Source organism: Pseudomonas sp. PL-6 (assembly GCF_054110165.1).
The window spans coordinates 2,261,725-2,282,197 of record NZ_CM134189.1 but is presented as its reverse complement, the minus strand read 5'-3'; the positions used below and the strand labels follow the sequence as shown (position 1 = coordinate 2,282,197).

At 60.9% G+C, this 20,473-nt stretch carries 20 protein-coding genes; 17 read left to right on the top strand and 3 right to left on the bottom strand.

Annotation, left to right across the window (positions count from 1 at the left end; all coding sequences use genetic code 11):
* Positions 1–160: 160 nt before the first annotated feature.
* The 3 genes from hglS (at position 161) to ACW9UL_RS10615 (ending at position 4,414) form a co-directional block, all read left to right on the top strand.
* Positions 161–1,564, top strand: coding sequence for a 2-oxoadipate dioxygenase/decarboxylase HglS (hglS, locus tag ACW9UL_RS10625; RefSeq protein ID WP_457790707.1), 1,404 nt, complete (start codon positions 161–163; stop codon positions 1,562–1,564).
* 143 nt (positions 1,565–1,707) lie between these two features.
* On the top strand, positions 1,708–2,922 hold the full coding sequence (locus ACW9UL_RS10620) for a DUF3422 domain-containing protein (RefSeq protein WP_457790705.1): 1,215 nt from the start codon (positions 1,708–1,710) through the stop codon (positions 2,920–2,922).
* Positions 2,923–3,301: 379 nt separating this feature from the next.
* Positions 3,302–4,414, top strand: a complete 1,113-nt coding sequence (locus ACW9UL_RS10615; protein ID WP_457790703.1) for a DUF3800 domain-containing protein — start codon at positions 3,302–3,304, stop codon at positions 4,412–4,414.
* A gap of 129 nt (positions 4,415–4,543) precedes the next feature.
* Here the strand turns inward: ACW9UL_RS10615 and ACW9UL_RS10610 are convergent, their stop codons facing one another.
* From ACW9UL_RS10610 to ACW9UL_RS10600, 3 genes are read right to left on the bottom strand one after another with little or no spacing between them, the layout of a single operon-like run.
* On the bottom strand, positions 4,544–6,463 hold the full coding sequence (locus tag ACW9UL_RS10610) for an AAA family ATPase (protein WP_457790702.1): 1,920 nt from the start codon (positions 6,461–6,463) through the stop codon (positions 4,544–4,546).
* Complete coding sequence (locus ACW9UL_RS10605; RefSeq protein ID WP_457790700.1) at positions 6,450–6,971, bottom strand: ABC-three component system middle component 5; 522 nt, start codon at positions 6,969–6,971, stop codon at positions 6,450–6,452. The genes ACW9UL_RS10610 and ACW9UL_RS10605 overlap by 14 nt, the downstream gene beginning before the upstream one ends.
* Positions 6,968–7,540, bottom strand: a complete 573-nt coding sequence (locus ACW9UL_RS10600) for an ABC-three component system protein (protein WP_457790699.1) — start codon at positions 7,538–7,540, stop codon at positions 6,968–6,970. Before ACW9UL_RS10600 ends, ACW9UL_RS10605 begins: the two co-directional genes overlap by 4 nt.
* Before the next feature lie 679 nt (positions 7,541–8,219).
* On the opposite strand from ACW9UL_RS10600, the gene ACW9UL_RS10595 reads away from it, so the two are divergent.
* The 14 genes from ACW9UL_RS10595 (at position 8,220) to ACW9UL_RS10530 (ending at position 20,468) form a co-directional block, all read left to right on the top strand.
* Positions 8,220–10,211: a conjugal transfer protein TraG gene (locus tag ACW9UL_RS10595; RefSeq protein WP_457790697.1), complete on the top strand. Its 1,992-nt coding sequence runs from the start codon at positions 8,220–8,222 to the stop codon at positions 10,209–10,211.
* A complete protein-coding gene (locus ACW9UL_RS10590; protein ID WP_457790695.1) occupies positions 10,208–10,642 on the top strand; it encodes a CopG family transcriptional regulator in 435 nt (144 codons plus the stop codon). The genes ACW9UL_RS10595 and ACW9UL_RS10590 overlap by 4 nt, the downstream gene beginning before the upstream one ends.
* Positions 10,639–11,646, top strand: coding sequence for a P-type conjugative transfer ATPase TrbB (trbB, locus tag ACW9UL_RS10585; RefSeq protein WP_457790693.1), 1,008 nt, complete (start codon positions 10,639–10,641; stop codon positions 11,644–11,646). The genes ACW9UL_RS10590 and trbB overlap by 4 nt, the downstream gene beginning before the upstream one ends.
* On the top strand, positions 11,643–11,984 hold the full coding sequence (locus ACW9UL_RS10580; protein ID WP_457790691.1) for a TrbC/VirB2 family type IV secretion system protein: 342 nt from the start codon (positions 11,643–11,645) through the stop codon (positions 11,982–11,984). The genes trbB and ACW9UL_RS10580 overlap by 4 nt, the downstream gene beginning before the upstream one ends.
* A complete protein-coding gene (locus ACW9UL_RS10575) occupies positions 11,981–12,253 on the top strand; it encodes a VirB3 family type IV secretion system protein (protein WP_457790689.1) in 273 nt (90 codons plus the stop codon). The genes ACW9UL_RS10580 and ACW9UL_RS10575 overlap by 4 nt, the downstream gene beginning before the upstream one ends.
* A gap of 11 nt (positions 12,254–12,264) precedes the next feature.
* Positions 12,265–14,694: a conjugal transfer protein TrbE gene (gene trbE, locus ACW9UL_RS10570; RefSeq protein ID WP_457790688.1), complete on the top strand. Its 2,430-nt coding sequence runs from the start codon at positions 12,265–12,267 to the stop codon at positions 14,692–14,694.
* Complete coding sequence (gene trbJ / locus ACW9UL_RS10565; protein WP_457790686.1) at positions 14,691–15,425, top strand: P-type conjugative transfer protein TrbJ; 735 nt, start codon at positions 14,691–14,693, stop codon at positions 15,423–15,425. Before trbE ends, trbJ begins: the two co-directional genes overlap by 4 nt.
* A 12-nt stretch (positions 15,426–15,437) precedes the next feature.
* A complete protein-coding gene (locus ACW9UL_RS10560) occupies positions 15,438–15,623 on the top strand; it encodes a hypothetical protein (RefSeq protein WP_457790684.1) in 186 nt (61 codons plus the stop codon).
* Positions 15,620–16,780, top strand: a complete 1,161-nt coding sequence (gene trbL / locus ACW9UL_RS10555; protein WP_457790682.1) for a P-type conjugative transfer protein TrbL — start codon at positions 15,620–15,622, stop codon at positions 16,778–16,780. Before ACW9UL_RS10560 ends, trbL begins: the two co-directional genes overlap by 4 nt.
* Positions 16,781–16,792: 12 nt before the next feature.
* A complete protein-coding gene (trbF, locus tag ACW9UL_RS10550; protein WP_457790680.1) occupies positions 16,793–17,500 on the top strand; it encodes a conjugal transfer protein TrbF in 708 nt (235 codons plus the stop codon).
* On the top strand, positions 17,497–18,483 hold the full coding sequence (trbG, locus tag ACW9UL_RS10545; protein WP_457790678.1) for a P-type conjugative transfer protein TrbG: 987 nt from the start codon (positions 17,497–17,499) through the stop codon (positions 18,481–18,483). Before trbF ends, trbG begins: the two co-directional genes overlap by 4 nt.
* A 2-nt stretch (positions 18,484–18,485) precedes the next feature.
* On the top strand, positions 18,486–19,751 hold the full coding sequence (locus ACW9UL_RS10540; RefSeq protein WP_457790676.1) for a TraB/TrbI/VirB10 family type IV secretion system protein: 1,266 nt from the start codon (positions 18,486–18,488) through the stop codon (positions 19,749–19,751).
* On the top strand, positions 19,748–20,002 hold the full coding sequence (locus tag ACW9UL_RS10535) for a DUF2274 domain-containing protein (RefSeq protein ID WP_457790674.1): 255 nt from the start codon (positions 19,748–19,750) through the stop codon (positions 20,000–20,002). The genes ACW9UL_RS10540 and ACW9UL_RS10535 overlap by 4 nt, the downstream gene beginning before the upstream one ends.
* A 172-nt stretch (positions 20,003–20,174) precedes the next feature.
* Positions 20,175–20,468 carry a helix-turn-helix domain-containing protein gene (locus tag ACW9UL_RS10530; RefSeq protein WP_457790672.1) on the top strand — a complete coding sequence of 98 codons (294 nt, stop codon included), beginning with the start codon at positions 20,175–20,177 and terminating at the stop codon, positions 20,466–20,468.
* Positions 20,469–20,473 lie beyond the last annotated feature (5 nt).

Here is a 20,473-nt window from a genome sequence, read left to right as displayed (position 1 = left end):
GAAATTCGCGGCTAAAGCCGCTCCTACGAGGCAAGCCATTCATTCCCTTAAAGAATGAAGTACTGAGAAGATGTCGTTTGTACCGCACCGCGCTGCTGTCCAGAATCCGATCCATGCCCAGGCTTCACCCCACCCTTGCCTTCCAGGAGATTGCTTGATCATGAGCAAACCGGCGTTCATCGATCCATCCGAGATTCGCGCGCAGTTCTCTCGTGCCATGTCCGATATGTACAAGGCGGAAGTGCCGCTCTACGGCGATCTCCTGCAACTGGTCGAGCAGGTCAACCAGCAGGTGCTGCAAGACAGCCCCGAAATCGCCGAACAGTTGCAACATAGCGGCGAACTGGAGCGCCTGGCCATGGAACGCCACGGCGCCATCCGTGTCGGCACCGCTAGCGAGCTGGCCACCATCGGTCGTCTGTTCGCCGTGATGGGCATGCAGCCAGTGGGTTACTACGACCTCAGCCCGGCCGGCGTGCCCGTACACTCCACCGCCTTCCGTGCGGTGCACGAGGCTGCCCTGCAGCGCAGCCCGTTCCGCGTCTTCACCTCGCTGCTGCGCCTGGAGCTGATCGACAATCCCGAGCTTCGCGAACTGGCCGCCAGCCTGCTGGCCAAGCGCAATATCTTCACGCCGCGAGCGCTGCAGCTGATCGAGCAGTGCGAGACCGACGGCGGTCTGAATGAGGCGGACGCCAGGGAGTTCGTGACCCAGGCCCTGGAGACCTTCCGCTGGCACACTCGGGCCACCGTCAGTGCCGCCGAATATGACCAACTGCACGCCCAGCACCGCCTGATCGCCGACGTGGTGGCATTCAAGGGCCCGCATATCAATCACCTGACCCCGCGCACCCTGGACATCGACCAGATCCAGGCCGGCATGCCTACCCGCGGCATCACGCCGAAGGCCGTGGTCGAGGGGCCGCCCCGTCGCCGGTGCCCGATCCTGCTGCGCCAAACCAGCTTCAAGGCGCTGCAGGAGAAGGTCGCCTTCACCGACCTGCAGGGCGCCGAAGGCAGCCACACTGCCCGTTTCGGCGAGATCGAACAGCGTGGCGCCGCCCTGACCCCGAAAGGCCGCGCGCTGTACGACCAACTGCTCAATGCCGCCCGCGCCGAACTCAGAGACGCGCCTAGCGAACACAATGCCGCGCTGTACGGCGAGGTGCTGGCGAAGCACTTTCGTGCCTTCCCCGACAGCTACGCACAGATGCGCGCCGAGGGGCTGGCCTACTTCCGCTACAGCGTCACCGAAAAGGGTCGTGAAGCTAGCGAGCGCCCGCAGACCCTAGAGGCGCTGATTGCCGCCGGCCATATCCGCTTCGATCCGCTGGTGTACGAAGACTTCCTGCCGGTCAGCGCCGCGGGCATCTTCCAGTCCAACCTCGGCGACAACGCGCAGGCCAGCTACGCGATCAGCTCCAACCAGGCGGATTTCCATACCGCACTCGGCGCAGAGGTGCTCGACGAGCTGCAGCTCTACGCTGCAACCCAGCAACGCTCGCTCGACGAGTGTGGCGCGGCCCTCGGCCTGCCGATGCTCGAGTGTGCCGTCGCGCCATGATCCATCGTCCGTCCAGGTAGCAGCGGCTGCCCATCAGGGCGCCGCGCGCACCGCTGACGACCGGGCGCCAGCGCCCGGGACAGCGGCTTGCGTCGATCCCTCCAACCTGCCCTGGACCCCGTTCAGTGAAAACCAGCCAGACGATGCACCCTTTGCGCAGCGAGCTGCACGACGAGCTGCATGCGCGCCCCTCGATCTATTTCAACGAACCGGCTCATGTCTATCACCTGACGCTGCTCGAACGCGGCGATGCGCTGGACCGCCTCGTCAAGGCCCTCGACAGCCAGGCGGCGGACGCCCTGCAGGGGCTGGTCACGCTGGATGGATACGCGACCAAATGGGAGCGGCACACGGAGTTCCTCTCCCTCACCATGGTCGTGCCCAAGCGCGCCCATTCGGAGTTCTGGCCGCCGCTGCCGGAGCGCCTCGCCGCCCTGATCCGCGGGCATGAGGAGCTGCTGATCGAGTGCTCTCAGATCCTCGTCGAGTCCACGCAGGAATGGGAAGGCAGCACGGCCCGTTACGGTTTCAAGGACCCCTGCGGCTCGCAGGTCGGCGCCGGCGATGCGGTCATCTGGAGCGATTTTCGCCTGACCCCGGACGGGGTCAACCGCATCCTGCTGGTCAACCACAAGCTCAATGCCTACCGGCTGGGACGCATGGTCCGGCGCCTGCTGGAAATCGAGACCTACCGCATGATGGCCTCACTCACCCTGCCAGTGGCCAAGGAGCTGGCACGGGTGCTGAAGGATTACGAGCGCGAGCTCACCGCGCTGTCCGACCAAAACGCCCATGCCGGTAGCGACGCCCGGCAGATGCTCAAGAGCATCTCCGACCTCTCGGCGCGCATAGTCCGCCAGGCCGCTCGGACCCGTCAGCGCTTCAGTGCCACCGAGGCTTACGCGCAATTGGTCAGCGAGCGCATCGCCGAGCTGCGCGAAAGCCATGTGCAGGGGCGCCAGCGCCTGGGGGTATTTATCGAACGGCGTTTCCGCCCCACCGTGCGCTACTGCTCGGCCACCCAGCAGCGCCTGGAGCGGGTCAACGAGAGCGTGGCCAACCTCGGCGAACTGCTGCAGACCCGCGTGCAGGTCGAGGTAGAGGAACAGAACGCCGCCATCCTGCACAGCCTGAACGAACGTGCCAGCACCCAGATCAAGATCCAGAAGGCCGTCGAGGGGCTGTCGATCATCGCCATCAGCTACTACCTGCTGAGCCTGCTCAAGCTTCTTTACGAAGGGGCGCGCGGTATGGGCCTGGACCTTTCGCCCAGAGACGCGAGTCTCTACGCCGCACCGCTGGTGCTGTTGGTTCTGGGCACCATCATCCGCCGCATCAGGAAGGCCCAGCGCGAGTAGCCAAGGTCAATCTCACGCCCATTGCGCCTCCAAATCGGAGGCTGGCCAAACTCTAGCCAGCCTCCCCCGACGCCCGCCGACAGCCGTTATCACCTGCCTGCCGCCCAGCCCAGGCAAACAGCAGCAGCCCGAGCACAGGCCCCGGTATCAGCAGCCAGCTCGAATCCAGCCCGGCATGTTCGAACAAGGCAGTGGTGGTGGAAGCTCTGCCTGATCCAATGGGCAAAAACCGGCCATTTGCGGTCACTCAGCATCAACGTTGTAGCTCGTCCCCGCTTGTTCTGAATAAAGGTGGGCGGCCGGAGGCTGACTATTGACGCGTCCCGAATGCAGGGCAATGATGGCGATTGGCCAATGCCTGGTAGAGGAAGGGATTCATATGAACGAGATAGCGATCATTGCTACCGAAGACCCGGATGAAGAGGCACAGCTTCAAACGCTGGAGAAGAAAGGCAAGGACAAGGAAGCAGAAAAACTTAGGGTGCTATCCGCCATTGCGAGTAATAGCCCTACTCGAGTCATAGATAGAGTTGCTTGGATTTTAAATCACTATCCTCAGGCGCGAGACTCTGACGTAAAGTGTCAAATTCTCTATTGGAAGACCTTCCAGACTGACTTGTATAGCGGGGGAGATATCTCATTTGAGCACTACCCTAAACTGCAGCGCCTACATTCCATTGCCAGAGCAAGGGCGATGGTGCAAAACGTACTGGGTCTATTTATTGCCTCGCCAGAAGTTCGAAAGTTTCGAGGAAAACTGGAGGAGGAAGAAAAACAGCGCGCTTTAGAGGTCAGGCCTGCCTACCCGGTGTATTGCATATACGCAGACGAAAGTGGAAAGACTGGTAAATACTTGCTAGTAGGTAGTCTTTGGGTACTTCGCAGCTACGACACGATGAAAATAACCAGCGCGATTAACCAGAGAAAGAAAGAGCTAGATTTTAAGGGGGAAATACACTTCAAGGAAATCAATAAGGGGAATATAGAAACATATCTGTCCCTCTTAGGGGCCATAATTCAAAATTCTTCCGCGATCTCTTTCAAAGGTCTTGGTGTGCTCAGAAGCGGGCTCTACAGTGTAGACGATACTTTAAATAAGCTTTTCTATCACATGGTAATCCAAGGTGTTGCTGAGGAAAATAAGTCAGGCAGAGCAGTTCTTCCAAGAAACCTTCAATTTAGAAAAGATACCGAAGAGCTCTCCAAGGATAAACTATCAATCATGGAGATAGAGTTGCAGCTTCAAAATGCCTCAAAGAGCATATTTAACGACAATTTGTATGTGGATGTGGTTGAGGTAGAGGATTCAAGTATTTCGCCGCTTATGCAGGTCGCCGATCTTTTTGTTGGTTCTATCTCTAGGCTTTTAAACAAGGAAGAAGGTAAAGAAGGGCCTAAAGATATTTTTGCCAAAACTTTCCTTGAGGCGTTTGGCGTGGACACTAAATCAGAGGCACTAGAAGGTCTGAGCGAGTGCGTAAGATTTTCATAGCGAGAATCTGACTTGGCCGATCAGTTGACTACTTTGATGGTTCGCTCTTGGCCGACTCGGGCCCATCGCGCCAGACTCAAATCGGCCAAAAGCTGACTGTTGGCTAGTAAATAATTCTGTCCTCTTTTTCTACTTCCATAACTCAATGGTGGGTTCATCTCTCGTGGAGTAGCGACCAACTGTGTAGGAAGCGTTATCTAGTATTGGGTCAATCATGGCAGTTGCATAAATTATTTGATGCTTAGCCTTAAGCTTGGCTGAGCGATTAACTAGCAAACGCTGGAAGTTCTGGCTTCTAACCTCTTCTACCCCCATATTCTCCAGCGTGTCAATCATGCAAAATCTTGGATGCTTAAAGAATTCCTCCTCACTTGCAGCAGCAGTGAGGCCAGCAAAAAAACTGCTCTTTAATATCGCTCGAGAGCTTGCGGAGAAGTAACTTTCACCATCGACAGTCAGGCGATTTTTCTCAAATGAGAAACTAAGGCCCTTAGCATTTTCAAAGGAATCTTGCCTGCGAAGGTCATTATGAAGCAAATGCTTCACTTCCTCCGAAATCAGTAAGTATGCACGATTCAGCCTATCCTGCTGCGCACGCCTTAAGCCTAGATTTTCTTCATCAAGTGAAGTAATCATTAGCTGTAATTCTGTTTTTCTCTGCGAAAGAGTTGAAATGACTCCAGCCATCTTAGATTTCTGGTCAAGGTCTTCAATCACTCGATCTATGTAGCCTAATTTATGCTGCAACTCTCTCAATAGTTGCTGATTCTCTGTAGAGGGCCGTCCAATAATGGAGGAAAGTTTTTGCGCTGATGCTTTCCACTCTTTACCAAGAGACTCTAAGTCTCCCTCCAGTTTTAGCAATTTTTCTCTGCGGCGCCCCTGAAGCACTTCTGATTGTTTTATCTGTACTGCAGACTCATTCACAAGCCCCGCGATACGTGCTGCAGTCTGCTCCGAACTATACGGAGTCTTACATAAATGGCACGCATAAGTTATAGACTCTTCCTCAGAGTCTAAGATACTGAAACATGCTGGACATGAATGGAACTTAATTTCCTCTAGATTCCTCGCTACAATCGCAGAGTCCCGGAGGTTATTTACTTTTTCTTTAAGGCCATTAACAAATGCATCCGAGTCGGCAATGTCGAGAGTCAGAGAGTGTATTGCCTGCTTGGTTTTGGCTATCTCAACTTGTTTTTGCCTAACAAGGTCGTAACACTCAGCCTGCTCCTTCATGCTAATAGGGTCAGAAGAAATGGAAGTCATCTTTCTTTCAAGGGCGTCAGCTTCCAGTTCTACTTGGCGCTTCTGTTTTAACAGTTCTTCGCGCTCGACTGAAAGCCAATCAGTGGTAGCAACTTCTTGTTCCGCCCTTCCCAATACAACGAATAAACTCCGTAGCTGGGCATCTATTTTATCAAACTCCTTTCTCAAAGACTTTAGACTTTGATTGTTCTCATATAGTTCATTTGTATATGCCCCGCAGAGCAGCCTGCCAATGGTATCCCTAGTGTCTTTCTGCTCAAATTTCTCAAACCTAAATATTTCATCAACAGGGCTTAATTGATCAGCGTAAAGCAAACGTAGAACCTGATGCATCGTAATGCTACCTGATGCCTCCAGAGAAACATCAGGCATTCCGAGCAATCTGAACAGCGCTTGTGAAAAACTTTCGGTCGTTAATGAGCGGCGGTAAGGATATCTACTCCAAGCATTAGCTGATTGCTCTAAAGATAGTTCATATGTGCCACTAAATATATCCATCGGAGAGCCAGCTGCTTCGGATATATCTCTAGCCAAAGTAACAACCATGCCATTAAGCTCGACCTCTAGATAGACACGACTACAAAGAAGCGCAGCAGTGCTCCAATCAGTAAGGCCCCCACCTAACCCATAATATATAAAATTAAGTATGGTCGACTTTCCAGATGCATTCTCCCCTCGAATTACATTAACCCCAGGGTGAAGTCGCTCGTCGTATACAGGCTTAGCCCCTTTTACGACGACGAGGCGCCTGACTATTAGCACCGGCTCAAATTGTGTCATATCGATACTCCAGCAATCCTGTTCTGGCCTTCAGTCCATCGCGTCCATAGATGGAGTAATCAGACGCAAGCACCTTGACCAACTCCACCAAGCTTTGCTGCTCGTCATTTAGCTTATTAATACGAGCAAGCACTTCTGGTGGCACCATCTTTCCAGTTGGCTTTATTTCCTTATGGCCATACGCCGAGGCATCCAGATAACCATTGGCAACTAATGTATCAAGTGCCGCAACTTGAATGCTTTGCATTCGACTGAACAGCACAAATGAATCAGGCAGTTCGCCGTATGGCTTAAGATGGCTGAAATCACACGCCACACGCTTATATTTTCGATGCTTGGAAAATAGCTTTATCTCTCCAGAACGGAAAGGGTAAAGCAGATAGAAGTCCAAAATACGAACTTGATCTATAGTTAGCGCATCCAGATCTTTGTTGATTTCAATAATTCGGAAAAATCTAAACGCCGCGTGAAAAGGGTCGAAAGCTGCCTGAAAGGTAATCTGAATCATTTATGCCACCGCACGTAGCACTGCTCCGCCAGCCAATACACCATACCCATTGCTACACTGTGATCCATGGATAAAACCCCCGCACCACAGTCAGTGATAGTTGGCTCAATAATCCTGGCGTCGACTAACTCATTAATTTCGACTATCGATAGCCCGTCGACCTGCGGATAGACAAAACTTTGAAAGTTATATTCAACTCTTGCCAATAAACAAGCCAGTATTTCTTGCGCCGATGCGTAATGCGAATACCGCTCAAGTAATTTCGAGAAAAGCTCTTTTTTCTCTAGGGCATCAAAAATTTCATATTCCCGGCCACCTGCTTTAAGCTTGGCCTCTAAGCCATCAATCCCATCTATAGTGCGTTTTTTATGAAACCTACTTAGGCTATCCAAAGTGTCTCTAACTCGTTCGTTTGAGTCGATCTCTTTAGTCAGCTTTTCGAGCAGCACTTCGATCTTGGTAGGCGTTTTGGCTGGCAACACGGTATAGTTAGTTATCTTGTCACGCCCTACAAGATCAACCCCCGCAGATGCGCCTGTTTGATTAACAACCGCTGGAAAATTAACCATTGCAACTTATCCAGAATTAGTTATTTCTGGTTATTTTATCCCTTCCGACGACATCTCCCCCTGCCCGGGCCTTACTTTGATCGGTAATAATCCCTCCATTTTTTACGCTATTCCTTGTGAACCTGAAGGTTATGGCTGCGCCTCCCGCCGCTCCGGCTACAAAACTTAGAATTTCTGACAGGTACTGCATTACTACATCCATGAGCAAAGCTCCATTTAGACATCAAAATGACATCCTATACGGAAGCCTCTCGGTGGTACAGCAGGCCTGACGGTGCCCGTTCAGAGCAAGTCATGCAAACCGCCCCCGAGTCCAAGACTTTCCTTCCCCACGTATTGGCTCGGGCAGCCAAGCTCTATGGCCGCCACAGTCACGATCAGCCCAGGCCTGTTCAATACAATCTCGGTCTACGGAAAAGGGGACAGATTCATTTACTAGCCAACAGTCAGCTTTTGGCCGGTTTCGGCCTGATCCTGCCAGCGATGAGGATCAACATCTGCCGTTCGCGTACACCATACCCTGCTGAGCTTATCCGCCAACCGCCACAGTCTGCTGTGTTGCCCCAAACGCCTTAGTCCCCGCCGAATCGGTCTTTGACCCCTCCTCTCCCTGCACCGAACCTCTCGCCCGCGGCACATCTTCGTGCCGTGCGTTTTGCCTGGGAGGTTGGGTTCAGGGATGCAAGCGACAACGGTGCTGTACGGCCAGGTGCTGGTGGTATTGGCCATTACCCTGTCCGGGGTGTGGAGTGCCACGCAGTGGACGGCTGCCGCGCTCGGCTACCAGGCTCGCCTGGGGGCTCCTTGGTTCGAACTGCTGGGCACGCCGGTGTATCACCCCTGGCGTCTGTTCGAGTGGTGGTTCGTCTTCGATGCCTATGCGCCGGACGTCTTCAACGTCGGCGGCAGCATCGCCGCCAGCAGCAGCCTGCTGGCATTGGTGGTGGCCATCGGCATGGCGATCTGGCGGGCGCGCCAGGCACGCCGCGTCACCACCTACGGCTCAGCGCGCTGGGCCGATGCCGATGAGGTGCGCAAGGCCGGCCTGACCCAGCCCGCGGGTGTGTTCCTCGGCCAATTCGACGATCAGTATCTGCGCCACGAAGGCCCCGAGCATGTGCTGACCTTCGCGCCGACGCGCTCCGGCAAGGGCGTCGGCCTGGTGGTGCCCACCCTGCTCTCCTGGCCGGCCTCGGCGGTCATCCACGACATCAAAGGCGAGAACTGGAGCCTGACTGCGGGCTGGCGATCGCGCTTTTCCCACTGCCTGCTGTTCAACCCCACCGACCTGGCCTCGGCAGCCTACAACCCGCTACTGGAAGTGCGTCGCGGCGCCCATGAGGTGCGCGACGTGCAGAACATCGCCGACATCCTGGTCGACCCAGAAGGCGCGCTGGAGCGGCGCAACCACTGGGAGAAGACCAGCCATGCGCTGCTGGTCGGCGCCATCCTTCACGTGCTCTACGCCGGCCAGGACAAGACCCTGCGCGGTGTCGCCAACTTCCTCTCCGATCCGGCCTGCACCTTCGAGCTGACCCTGCACCGGATGATGACCACGCCGCACCTGGGCGATGCACCGCATCCGGTGGTGGCCTCGGCCGGGCGGGAAGTGCTGAACAAGAGCGACAACGAGCGCTCGGGCGTGCTGTCCACGGCGATGTCCTTCCTCGGCCTGTATCGCGACCCGACGGTGGCCGAGGTCACCTCGCGCTGCGACTGGCGCATCGCCGACCTGATCTCGGCCGAGCATCCGGTGTCGTTGTATCTGGTGGTGCCGCCCTCGGATATCAGCCGCACCAAGCCGCTGATCCGCCTGATCCTCAATCAGGTCGGCCGGCGCCTGACCGAGTCCCTCGACGGCTCCGACGGCATCGAGCGGAGGCACAAGCTGCTGCTGATGCTCGATGAGTTTCCGGCGCTGGGACGGCTGGATTTCTTCGAGACAGCACTGGCCTTCATGGCCGGCTATGGGCTGCGCGCGTTCCTGATCTCGCAGTCGTTGAACCAGATCGACAAGGCTTACGGCCAGAACCACTCGATCCTCGACAACTGCCATGTGCGGGTGACCTTCGCCACCAACGACGAACGTACTGCCAAGCGCATCTCCGAGACCCTCGGCACTGCCACCGAGCTGCGCGCGCAGCGCAACTACGCCGGCCACCGCCTGGCGCCCTGGCTGGGTCATCTGATGGTGTCGCGCCAGGAGACCGCTCGCCCGCTGCTGACTCCGGGCGAGGTAATGCAACTGCCCAGCGACGAGGCCGTGGTGATGCTTTCGGGCCTCGCACCGATCCGCGCGAAGAAGCTGCGCTACTTCACCGATGCCAACTTCCAGAGCCGGGTACAGCCGGCGCCACGCTTGCAGCCGGGCCACTACGCCGACGCACCGGCGCCACGCGCAGAGGACTGGAGCAGCCTGGTCGTGCCGGCAGCCGTTGGCGCGTCGCCGGCCGACCTGAGCGATGGCGAGACCGTCGAGGACGGCAGCCTGCGCCGTCAGCCGGAGCTGGAGGAGCTCGCCCAGTTGCCGGATCACGACGAGCTGACCAGCGACCTGCTGCTGCTCGACGAGGACGACCTTCCCACTCCCTTCCCCACCCAGCCGGATCCACGCCTGCAGCGCGTGGCGCGGCTGGCCGCCCTCGACCCTGACGATGGAATAGCCCTATGAGCCGAGCCCGCCTCAACCTGTTTATCCAACCCGAGCATGCCAAGCGCCTGAACGAATTGGCGATCACCAAGGGCGTGTCGAAGTCCTCGATCATCGCCGCAGCCCTGGCCTCCTGGCTATCGCCCGAATCCGGCGAGCAGCGCGAGGTGGCCATGGCCAAGCGCCTGGACCGTCTGTCACGTCAGTTCGAACGCCTGGAGCGCGACCAGCACATTCTGATCGAGACCCTGGCGCTGTACGTGCGCTACTACCTCACGGTCAGCACGCCGGTGCCCGAGGCGCATCAGGAGGCGGCGCGGGCGCAAGGCAAGCTGCGTTTCAGTCAGTTCGTCGAGCAACTGGGGCGTCACCTGCAGCGCGGGCGCAGCCTGGTCAGGGACGTACACGAGGAGGTTCAGGCAGAGGCTCAGGTCTCGGGAGAACGTCCATGACTGTCGCCTATTCCCCAGTGCTGAGTGCAGCGGCAGCTTCCCTGGATCGCCGCACGCGCATGTTGCGCACGGCGATGGGCCCGCTGATCGCCGCCGCCCTGGATGACCCGGACGTGGTCGAGGTGATGCTCAACCCCGACGGCGTGCTCTGGCTGGATCGCCTGTCCGCTGGCCGCTCCCGCTTGGGCACGCTGCCGCCTGCCGACGGCGAGCGGATCATCCGCCTGGTGGCCGCGCATGTCGGCCAAGAGGTACATCGCAACAAGCCTCTGCTGAGTGCCGAGTTGCCAGAAACTGGCGAGCGCTTCGAAGGTGTGCTGCCGCCGGTGGTAGCCGGGCCGACCTTCGCCCTGCGCAAGCGTGCCACCGGCGTCATCCCGCTGCAGCAGTACGTCGCCGACGGCATCCTCAGCGCCACCCAGGCCGAGTACCTGCGCGTGGCCGTGCGCGAGCGGCAGAACATCCTGGTGGCCGGCGGCACCAGCAGCGGCAAGACCACCCTGGCCAACGCGCTACTGGCCGAGGTGGCCGGCAGCGGCGACCGCGTGCTGGTGCTGGAGGACACGGTCGAGCTGCAATGTCCGGCCTACGATCACGTCGCTCTGCGCACCAAGCCTGGCGTGGTGTCCATGGCCGACCTGGTGCGCAGCACGCTGCGCCTGCGCCCAGACCGCGTGGTGGTCGGCGAGGTGCGCGGCGGCGAGGCGCTGGATCTGGTCAAGGCCTGGGGCACTGGCCATCCCGGTGGCATTGCCACCATCCACGCTGGTTCCGCCCAGGGCGCGCTGCTGCGTCTGGAGCAGCTGATCCTGGAGGTCGCCCTGGCCGCGCCGCGGGCGCTGATCGCCGAGGCGGTGAACCTGGTGGTGTTCCTCGCCGGGCGCGGTCGCGCCCGCCATGTCCAGCAGATCGCCCGCGTCATCGGCCATGACGAGCGCGGCTACCAGCTCAGCTCCATCGACACCCTCCTTCGCGCCACCTCTGCCTCAGGAACTCAGCCATGACTGTCCTTCAGCTTTCCGCTGTTTATCGTCGCCGCGGCGCCTGCGCCTTGCTGCTCGGCGCCCTCTGTCTAGGCGCCTCCCTGCCCGTGCTCGCCGCCGGCTCCGGGATGCCCTGGGAGGGGCCGCTGCAAGCGATCCTCGAATCCGTACAAGGCCCGGTGGCGCGCATCATCGCGGTGATCATCATCATTTCAACCGGCCTGACGCTGGCCTTCGGCGACACCAGCGGCGGCTTCCGCAAGCTGATCCAGATCGTCTTCGGCCTGTCGATCGCCTTCGCCGCGTCGTCGTTCTTTCTCAGCTTCTTCAGCTTTGCCGGCGGCGCGGTGATCGCATGAACGATCAACGCGAAATCATCCCCGGCTTCGAGGTGCCACTGCACCGATCGCTGGCCGAGCCGATCCTGCTCGGCGGCGCGCCGCGCAACGTGGCGATCCTCAACGGCACCCTGGCGGCCGTCGTCGGCCTGGGCCTGCAGCTGTGGCTGCCGGGCCTTGCGCTCTGGCTGGTCGGCCACTCGCTGGCGGTGTGGGGCGCCCGGCTGGACCCGCAGTTCCTGCAGGTGTTCGCCCGGCATATCAAGCAGCCCCCGCTGCTGGATGTGTGAGGAGCGCCGCCATGCTGAACCTCACCGAATACAAGCGCCGCCCCGCCCAGCTCGCCGACTGGCTACCCTGGGCCGGCCTCGTCGCCCCCGGCGTCGTGTTGAACAAGGACGGTTCGCTCCAGCGCAGCTTGCGCTTTCGCGGGCCGGATTTGGACAGCGCCACCCAGGGCGAGCTGGTAGCCACCTCGGCGCGCCTGAACAACGCCCTGCGTCGCCTCGGCTCGGGCTGGGCGCTGTTTATCGAGGCCGAGCGTCTGGCGGCGGCGGATTACCCCGATAGTGACTTTCCCGAGCCATTGTCCTGGCTGGTGGATGAGGAGCGCCGCGCGGCCTTCGAGGCCCAGAGCAGCCACTTCGAGAGTGCCTACCACCTGACGCTGCTCTACCTGCCGCCGGAGGAGTCGCGCTCGCGCGCCACCGGCCTGCTCTACGAGAACCGGACGCAGCGTGGCATCGACTGGCGCGAACGGCTGGCCGCCTTCGTCGCCGAGACGGATCGCTTCTTCGACCTGCTGGACGGGGTGATGCCGGAGCTCGCCTGGCTCGACGACAGCCAGACGCTGACCTACCTGCACGCCACGGTGTCGACCCACCGCCAGCGGCTGGCGGTGCCCGAGGTGCCCTTCCACCTCGATAACTTGCTGGCCGACAGCCCGCTGACCACCGGCCTGGCGCCAGGCCTGGGCGAGCAGCACCTGCGCACGCTGTCGGTACGTGGCTTCCCCACCTCGACGTGGCCAGGCGTGCTGGACGATCTCAACCGCCTGGGCTTCGCCTATCGCTGGTCGACCCGCTTTATCTGCCTGGACAAGGACGAGGCCGAGAAGGAACTGGTGCGCCTACGCCGGCAGTGGTTTGCCAAGCGCAAGGGTGTCCTGGCGCTGCTGCGCGAAGCAATCTTCCAGCAGGAAAGCCCACTGCTCGACAGCGACGCCGCGAACAAGACCAGCGACGCCGATGCGGCGCTGCAGGAACTCGGTGCCGACCAGGTAGCCTTCGGCTATGTGACGGCCACGGTGACGGTGAGCGATGCCGACGCCCAGGTCGCCGACGAAAAGCTGCGCCGGGTCGAGCAGGTAATCCAGGGCCGCGGCTTCGTCACCATCGCCGAGAGTCTCAACGCGGTGGAGGCCTGGCTGTCGTCGATCCCCGGCAACGCCTACGCCAATGTCCGCCAGCCGCTGATCTCCACGCTCAACCTGGCACACCTGATGCCGGTCTCGGCAGTCTGGGCTGGCCCGGCGCGCAACGAACATCTGGATGGCCCGCCATTGGTGATCACCCGCACCGACGGGGCGACGCCGTTTCGCCTGGTCACCCACGTCGGCGATGTCGGCCATACCCTGGTGGCAGGTCCCACCGGCATGGGCAAGTCGGTGTTGCTGGCGACCCTGGCCCTGCAGTTTCGCCGCTACCCGGGCTCACGCCTGTTTCTCTTCGACATGGGCCGTTCGCTGCGCGCGACGGTGCTGGGCCTGGGTGGCGAGCACTACGACCTGGGCGGCGACGGCGACCTGGCCTTCCAGCCCCTGGCGCGCATCGACCAGCCCGGCTATCGCGCCTGGGCCGCCGAGTGGCTGGAGGCGCGCCTGCTGCAGGAGGGCGTGGCCGTCGGCCCCGAGCAGAAGGCCGCACTGTGGACGGCGCTGGACAGCCTGGCCGGCGCGCCGGAGGCGCAGCGCACACTGACCGGTTTGTCCGTGCTACTGCAGGACAACGCCCTGCGCCAGGCGCTGCAGCCCTACGTACTGGGCGGTGCCCATGGCGCCTTGCTGGATGCCGATCAGGATCGGCTGGGCAGTGCCGACGTGCAGTGCTTTGAGATGGAGGAACTGATGCACAGTAAGGCGGCGGTGGCTGCCGTGCTGAGCTACCTGTTCGCCCGCTTCGAGGAACGCTTCGACGGCGCGCCGACCCTGCTGATCCTCGACGAGGCCTGGCTGTTTCTCGACGATCCGCTGTTCGCCGCGCGCATCCGCCAGTGGCTCAAGACCCTGCGCAAGAAGAACGTCAGCGTCGTCTTCGCCACCCAGTCGCTGGCCGACATCAAGGACTCCAGCATCGCCGCGGCAATCATCGAGAGCTGCGCCAGCCGCATCTTCCTACCCAACCCGCAAGCCGGCGAGCCGCAGATCCACGGCATCTACCAAGGCTTCGGCCTCAACGACCGACAGATCGAGATCGTCGCCCAGGCCACGCCCAAGCGTGATTACTACTACCAGTCGCGCCTGGGCAACCGCCTGTTCGATCTCGGCCTGGGGCCGGTGGCGCTGGCCTTCGCCGCCTCGGCCAGCCCGGCCGAGCAGCGCGAGATCGACCGAATCCTGCAGTCCTCCGGCGCAGCCGGTTTCGCCCCTGTCTGGTTGCGTCACCGCGGCCTGGACTGGGCTGCCGACCTGCTCACCGCCTATCCCTCGTCATGCAAGGAGTGCCTGCCATGAGATCCCCTGCCCACCGTTTCCCCTGCGCCACGCTGCTGGTGCTTGGTCTGCTGGCCGTGCAGCCGGTAAACGCCTTCACCGTAATCGATCCGACCAACTTGGTGCAGAACACCCTGACTGCGGTGCGCACCCTGGAGATGGCAAACAACCAGGTTCGCCAGTTGCAGAACGAAACCCAGATGTTGCTGAACCAGGCCCGTCACCTGCAGCGCCTGGACTACAACGTGGTCAGCCAGTTGCGCGCGAGCTTGGCTAATACCGAGCGACTGCTCGCCGAGGCGCGAGGGCTGGCCTACGAGGTGCAGCGCCTGGATCAGGAGTTCAGCCGCCTCTACCCGAACGAGTACACCGGCGACGTCAGCAGCCAGCGCCTGGCAAAAGAAGCACGCGAACGCTGGCAACAGGGCCTCGACGGGCTGCATACGGCGCTGCGTGTACAGGCTCAGGTGACGCAGAACCTGGCCGAGGATGAGAGCGCCTTGGCCGCTCTGGTGCAACAGAGCCAGTCGGCGGGTGGCGCCTTGCAGGCTGCCCAGGCCACCAACCAGTTGCTGGCCCTGCAGGCCAAGCAGTCGATCCAGGCGCAGCAGTTGCAGATCACCCAGAACCGTGCCGTCGCCCTGGAGCTTGCCCGTCAATCTGCAGCGGCCGAGGAGGCACGCGAACGGCGGCGTCGCTTTATGGGTAACGGCACGCCCTATACCCCCTACCCCGTGCAGTTCTATCGGTAGGGAGGCGACTTCATGAGATACCTGACATTGCTGCTGCCGCTGGTGCTGGCCGCCTGCGGACAGGGCGACAACGGCGTCATGGCACGGCAAGACGATTCGACTGAGCGCTTCTACTCCGGTTGCGCCCGGCCTGGCGAGTTTCTCCGGCCTACCGACTTGCCCGCGATCCCGCCAAGCTTCGACGAGGACGTGCTATGAACGACGTCAGCGTGATCGACCGTTTCCTTGAGGTGTTCGGGCTCTATATCGACACCGGCTTCGGCCTGCTCGGCGGTGAGGTGGCCTTTCTCACCATGACCCTGGTGGTGATCGACATGACCCTGGCCGGGCTGTTCTGGGCCATGGGCGGTGAGGATGTCAGCGCCAAACTGATCCGCAAGACCCTCTATGTCGGTGCCTTCGCCTTCATCATCGGCAACTTCAATGCCCTGGCGAAGATCGTCTTCAACTCCTTCGCCGGATTGGGTCTGCTGGCCTCAGGTTCCGGGTTGAGTCATGCGGAGTTTCTGCAGCCAGGGCGGTTGGCCGCGATTGGTGTTGATGCCGGAGGGCCGCTGCTTGAGCAGATCAGCAGCCTCAGCGGATTTCCCGAAGTCTTCGGCAACCTGCACAGCATTCTGGTGCTGTTTCTCGCCTGGCTGGTGGTGATCGTCAGCTTCTTCTTCCTGGCCATCCAGCTGTTCGTCACCTTGGTCGAGTTCAAGCTGACCACCCTCGCTGGCTTCGTGCTGGTGCCCTTTGCGTTGTGGAACAAGACCGCCTTTCTCGCCGAGAAGGTGCTGGGTAACGTGGTGGCGTCCGGCATCAAGGTGCTGGTGCTGGCGGTGATCGTCGGCATTGGCAGCGGGCTGTTCGCCGAGTTCCAGGCCGTGCCGGACGAGCCCTCCATCGACCATGCGCTGGTGGTCATGCTCGCCTCGCTGGCCCTGCTGGGCCTGGGCATCTTCGGGCCGGGCATTGCCACAGGGTTGGTCTCCGGCGCACCGCAACTGGGTGCTGGTGCAGCAGCCGGTACTGCACTCGGCGCGGCGGGCATGGCTGCTGGTGCTGCTGCAGTCGCCGCAGGTGTCGGGGGCGCGGTATTGGCCGGTGCCCGTATGGCGCCCGGTGCAGCACGCTTGGCAATGGGCGGCGCTCGTTCTCTGGCCGGAGCTTCTTCCGGCGCTGCAACTGGTGGAGCATCCGCCACTGCTGAACCTTCAACTGGCCCTGCCAAACAGCCCGACTGGGCTAAGCGCCTGCAGCGCAGGCAGCAACTCTCACAGGCCACCAGCACAGTCGCCCACACCCTGCGCGGTGGCGATGGCGGTGGCTCATCACCTGGGCCGCAGATCCGCGACCCATCGAATTCGTAAAGGAGGACGAGGATGCGATTCAGACGTCCACGGGTGCGCTACAGCGACACCCCACAACCCATCACGCCCTACCAGGCCGCGGCACAGGCCTGGGATCTACGCATGGGCAGCAGCCTGGCGCAGGCGCGTAACTGGCGGCTGATGGCCTTCGGTTGTCTGGGCCTGGCGCTGCTGATGGCTGGCGGGCTGGTCTGGCGTTCGGCGCAGTCGACGGTGACGCCCTACGTGGTGGAGGTCGACAGCCTCGGCCAGGTGCGCGCCGTCGGCGAAGCCGCCAGTCCCTACCAGCCCCAGGATGCGCAAATCGCCCATCACCTGGCGCGCTTTATCGAGCAGGTGCGCTCGCTGTCGATCGATCCGGTGGTGGTGCGGCAGAACTGGCTGGAGGCCTATCACTCCACCACCGACCGAGGCGCAGCCACCCTCAACGACTATGCCCGTGCCAACGATCCCTTCACCCGGGTCGGCAAGGAGTCGGTATCGGTCGAGGTCACCAGCGTGGTGCGTGCCAGCGACAGCTCGTTCCAGGTGCGCTGGATCGAACGCCGTTTCGTGAATGGTTCGGCCGCCGGCCTGGAGCGCTGGACCGCCGTGCTCTCACTGGTACTGCAGCCTCCGCGCACTGAGGAAAAACTGCGCCGCAACCCGCTCGGCATCTACGTCAACGGCCTGTCCTGGAGCCGTGAGCTGGACACTACGCAAGGAGCCAAGAAACCATGAAAACCGCCCTGAACCTCCGCATCTGCCCTCTGCTGCTGAGCATGCTGGCCGGCTGCGCCAGCCAGGAACCGCCGGTGATCGCGCTGGATGAACCGGTCGAGGCACAGCATCTGCCGGAGCCGCCCAAGCCGATCGAAGTGGTGGAAGTGCCCAAGCCCCTGGCCCTGCCGGCGCAGCTCAAACCGCTGCCAGAAACTCAACCCAGCAAACCAGCCAAGGAGCCGGCCGATGAGCGCGTGCGGGTCTCGCGCGCCAATCGCGAGGCTCGGGTCGCGCCGAGCCGCGAGGGCTATATCAACGCCATTCAGGTGTGGCCCTACTCCGATGGCGCGCTATATCAGGTGTACGCCAGCCCGGGCCGGCTGACGGCGGTCAACCTGCAGCCCGGTGAGGAGCTGGTCACCGTGGCTGCCGGCGACACGGTGCGCTGGATCGTCGGCGACACCACCAGTGGTAGCGGAGACGAGTTGCGCACCAGCGTGCTGATCAAGCCGACGCGGGTCGACCTCAAGACCAACCTGGTGATCGCCACCACGCGCCGCACCTACTTGATCGAACTGACTTCCACCGAACACGCCTGGATGGCGTCGGTGTCCTGGGACTATCCGAAGGATCGCATGCTCGCCCTGCGCCGCCACGCTAGTGCCGCCCAAGCCGCGGCTCCGGTGGACGCCGGCCTGGCGCTGGAGCAGCTGCGCTTTCGCTATGCAATCAGCGGCAGCAACCCGCCCTGGAAACCGCTGCGCGTCTTCGACGATGGGCGCAAGGTGTATATCCAGTTCCCGGCCGGCATCGCCCAGGGTGAGCTGCCGCCGCTTTTCGTGATCGGCTCGGAAGGCGACGGACAGTTGGTCAACTACCGCTTCCGCTCGCCCTACTACATCGTCGACCGCCTGTTCGGCGCGGCCGAGTTGCGCCTGGGCGCCGACAAGGGTGACGTGGTGCGGATCGAGCGCACCGATGGCGTGGCACGGAGGCTCTGAGCATGACGGCCAAGGACAACAATCAAGCCGCGGCAACCCCGCTACCGTCCAAGGAGACGCCGGAGTCGCTGGAGCTGCGCGCCAAGCCGCGCCCGGTCACTCGTCTCAACCCGCGCATGCTGGCAGCAGTGGTCGGCGGCCTATCGGCCGCGGTGCTCGGTGCCATGCTGTGGTCACTTCAGCCGCAGCAGCGCCGCCAGGGTGCCGAGCCAAACGAGCTGTACAACGTCGACCGCGTGGCACGCTCCGAGGGGCTGGAACAATTGCCAGCAGACTACTCGCAATTGCCGCCTCCACCTGCGCCTGAGATACCGCAACTGGGCCCACCGCTACCTGGCGATCTGGGCGGGCCAATGCTCAGGGCCGAGCAGCAGGCGCAGGGCTATGGTCATGGTCCAGACGCCGCCGAAGCCGAGCGTCTTGCCCGGCTCAAGGAAGCCGAGGAGGCGGCGCAGTCCTCGGTGTTTTTCCAGACCAGCAGCGCGAGGAGATCGAATGTCGTACCCACTGGGGACGCCCAACAAGATCCCATGATTCTGGGTGCGACCTCGCCAGGCACAGTAGGCGCAACGTCAGGAACGCCGCCCCAGCAGGAACGGAACGAGGCGTTTCTCAGTAAATCCGTAAATGCACAAATCCGTAATTCCGGATTGCTGCAGATGCCTGATTCGCCTTACCAAGTAATGGCCGGCACCGTGATCGCGGCGGCGCTGGTCACCGGTATCAAGTCGGATCTACCCGGCGACGTGATCGCCACGGTGACCGAACCGGTCTACGACAGCGCCACTGGCCAGCACGTGCTGATCCCTCAAGGAGCCCGCCTGCTGGGCCGCTACAACAGCCAAGTGAGCTACGGGCAAAGCCGCGTGCAGGTGGTGTGGCAGCGGGTGATCCTGCCAGACACCTCGTCTTTCCAGCTCGACAACCTGGTCGGCACCGACGCCGCCGGCTATGCCGGTCTCGAGGATGGCGTCGACTGGCATTGGGATCGGATCGTCGCCGGCGCGGCCATGACCAGCCTGCTTGGCATCGGTGCCGAACTGGCGGCACCGACCAATCGCACCGACGGCGACCGCATCATCATCGCCGGTCGCGACAGCCTGCAGGACACGGTGAATCAGGTCGGCCAGGAAGTCACCCGCCGCAACCTCGATATCCAACCCACGCTGACGCAGCGTCCAGGCCTGCCAGTGCGCGTGATCGTCAACCGCGATCTGGTGCTGCGTCCCTATCAGCCCTCCTCCACTCAACAGAGGAACCTGCAATGAGCACGACCAAGTTGCGTCTCGGCCCTTTGCCGAAAACCGAAAACCTGAAGCTGACCTTCACTTGCCCGGCCCGCCTGAAAGCTGACCTCGAGCGCTACGCGGCGCTTCACTCGCAAACCTATGGCGAAGAGGTCGACGCTCTGACGCTCATCCCGCACATGCTGGAGGCCTTCATGGCGAGGGATCGGGTATTCAAAAGAACTAACAAGCCTGCACTATCTGCTGCGCCACAAACCATCGATCCACGCTAAACAGCGGAAAGTGGATTTTCTCATGCGCCCAACTGAATTGATAAAAATCCTCAAGAACGTGAGGTTTCTAATGCTATCCATGGTCCACCCCCATTAATCCTCACGATCATGCGGATTTATGGCTAGAATAGACTTACGACAGCATAATCCGCTTGATCATGAGGATTTAGGCATGCAGTTTCAGATCGACACACCGGAAAAAATTGGCATGGTGATTCGCTCAAGCCGCAAGGCCATGGACATGCGCCAGGACGATGCCGCGGGCAGCATCGGCGTGTCCGAGAACTTCCTCGGCAAAGTGGAGCGTGGCGGCGAGTCTGTTCATTGGGGAAAGCTTTTCCAGGTCATGCGGGAGCTGGGACTTCAAGTCTACGTTGATGTCCCGGATGAAGTCGCAGAACAAACTCGACAGAATCTGGAAAGGCTTCTCAAAAAATCTGAACAACAGCAACCTGCCCAGAGATAGAAAAC

Excerpts from the sequence above, each read along its gene's own strand:
- ACW9UL_RS10595 (WP_457790697.1), top strand. The coding sequence starts at position 8,220 with ATGCAAGCGACAACGGTGCTGTACGGCCAGGTGCTGGTGGTATTGGCC.
- ACW9UL_RS10575 (WP_457790689.1), top strand. The coding sequence starts at position 11,981 with ATGAACGATCAACGCGAAATCATCCCCGGCTTCGAGGTGCCACTGCAC.
- ACW9UL_RS10610 (WP_457790702.1), bottom strand. The coding sequence starts at position 6,463 with ATGACACAATTTGAGCCGGTGCTAATAGTCAGGCGCCTCGTCGTCGTA.
- trbB (WP_457790693.1), top strand. The coding sequence starts at position 10,639 with ATGACTGTCGCCTATTCCCCAGTGCTGAGTGCAGCGGCAGCTTCCCTG.
- trbL (WP_457790682.1), top strand. The coding sequence starts at position 15,620 with ATGAACGACGTCAGCGTGATCGACCGTTTCCTTGAGGTGTTCGGGCTC.
- ACW9UL_RS10540 (WP_457790676.1), top strand. The coding sequence starts at position 18,486 with ATGACGGCCAAGGACAACAATCAAGCCGCGGCAACCCCGCTACCGTCC.
- hglS (WP_457790707.1), top strand. The coding sequence starts at position 161 with ATGAGCAAACCGGCGTTCATCGATCCATCCGAGATTCGCGCGCAGTTC.
- ACW9UL_RS10590 (WP_457790695.1), top strand. The coding sequence starts at position 10,208 with ATGAGCCGAGCCCGCCTCAACCTGTTTATCCAACCCGAGCATGCCAAG.
- trbE (WP_457790688.1), top strand. The coding sequence starts at position 12,265 with ATGCTGAACCTCACCGAATACAAGCGCCGCCCCGCCCAGCTCGCCGAC.
- ACW9UL_RS10605 (WP_457790700.1), bottom strand. The coding sequence starts at position 6,971 with ATGATTCAGATTACCTTTCAGGCAGCTTTCGACCCTTTTCACGCGGCG.
- trbG (WP_457790678.1), top strand. The coding sequence starts at position 17,497 with ATGAAAACCGCCCTGAACCTCCGCATCTGCCCTCTGCTGCTGAGCATG.
- ACW9UL_RS10620 (WP_457790705.1), top strand. The coding sequence starts at position 1,708 with ATGCACCCTTTGCGCAGCGAGCTGCACGACGAGCTGCATGCGCGCCCC.
- ACW9UL_RS10580 (WP_457790691.1), top strand. The coding sequence starts at position 11,643 with ATGACTGTCCTTCAGCTTTCCGCTGTTTATCGTCGCCGCGGCGCCTGC.
- trbJ (WP_457790686.1), top strand. The coding sequence starts at position 14,691 with ATGAGATCCCCTGCCCACCGTTTCCCCTGCGCCACGCTGCTGGTGCTT.
- ACW9UL_RS10535 (WP_457790674.1), top strand. The coding sequence starts at position 19,748 with ATGAGCACGACCAAGTTGCGTCTCGGCCCTTTGCCGAAAACCGAAAAC.
- ACW9UL_RS10560 (WP_457790684.1), top strand. The coding sequence starts at position 15,438 with ATGAGATACCTGACATTGCTGCTGCCGCTGGTGCTGGCCGCCTGCGGA.
- ACW9UL_RS10600 (WP_457790699.1), bottom strand. The coding sequence starts at position 7,540 with ATGGTTAATTTTCCAGCGGTTGTTAATCAAACAGGCGCATCTGCGGGG.
- ACW9UL_RS10615 (WP_457790703.1), top strand. The coding sequence starts at position 3,302 with ATGAACGAGATAGCGATCATTGCTACCGAAGACCCGGATGAAGAGGCA.
- trbF (WP_457790680.1), top strand. The coding sequence starts at position 16,793 with ATGCGATTCAGACGTCCACGGGTGCGCTACAGCGACACCCCACAACCC.
- ACW9UL_RS10530 (WP_457790672.1), top strand. The coding sequence starts at position 20,175 with ATGCAGTTTCAGATCGACACACCGGAAAAAATTGGCATGGTGATTCGC.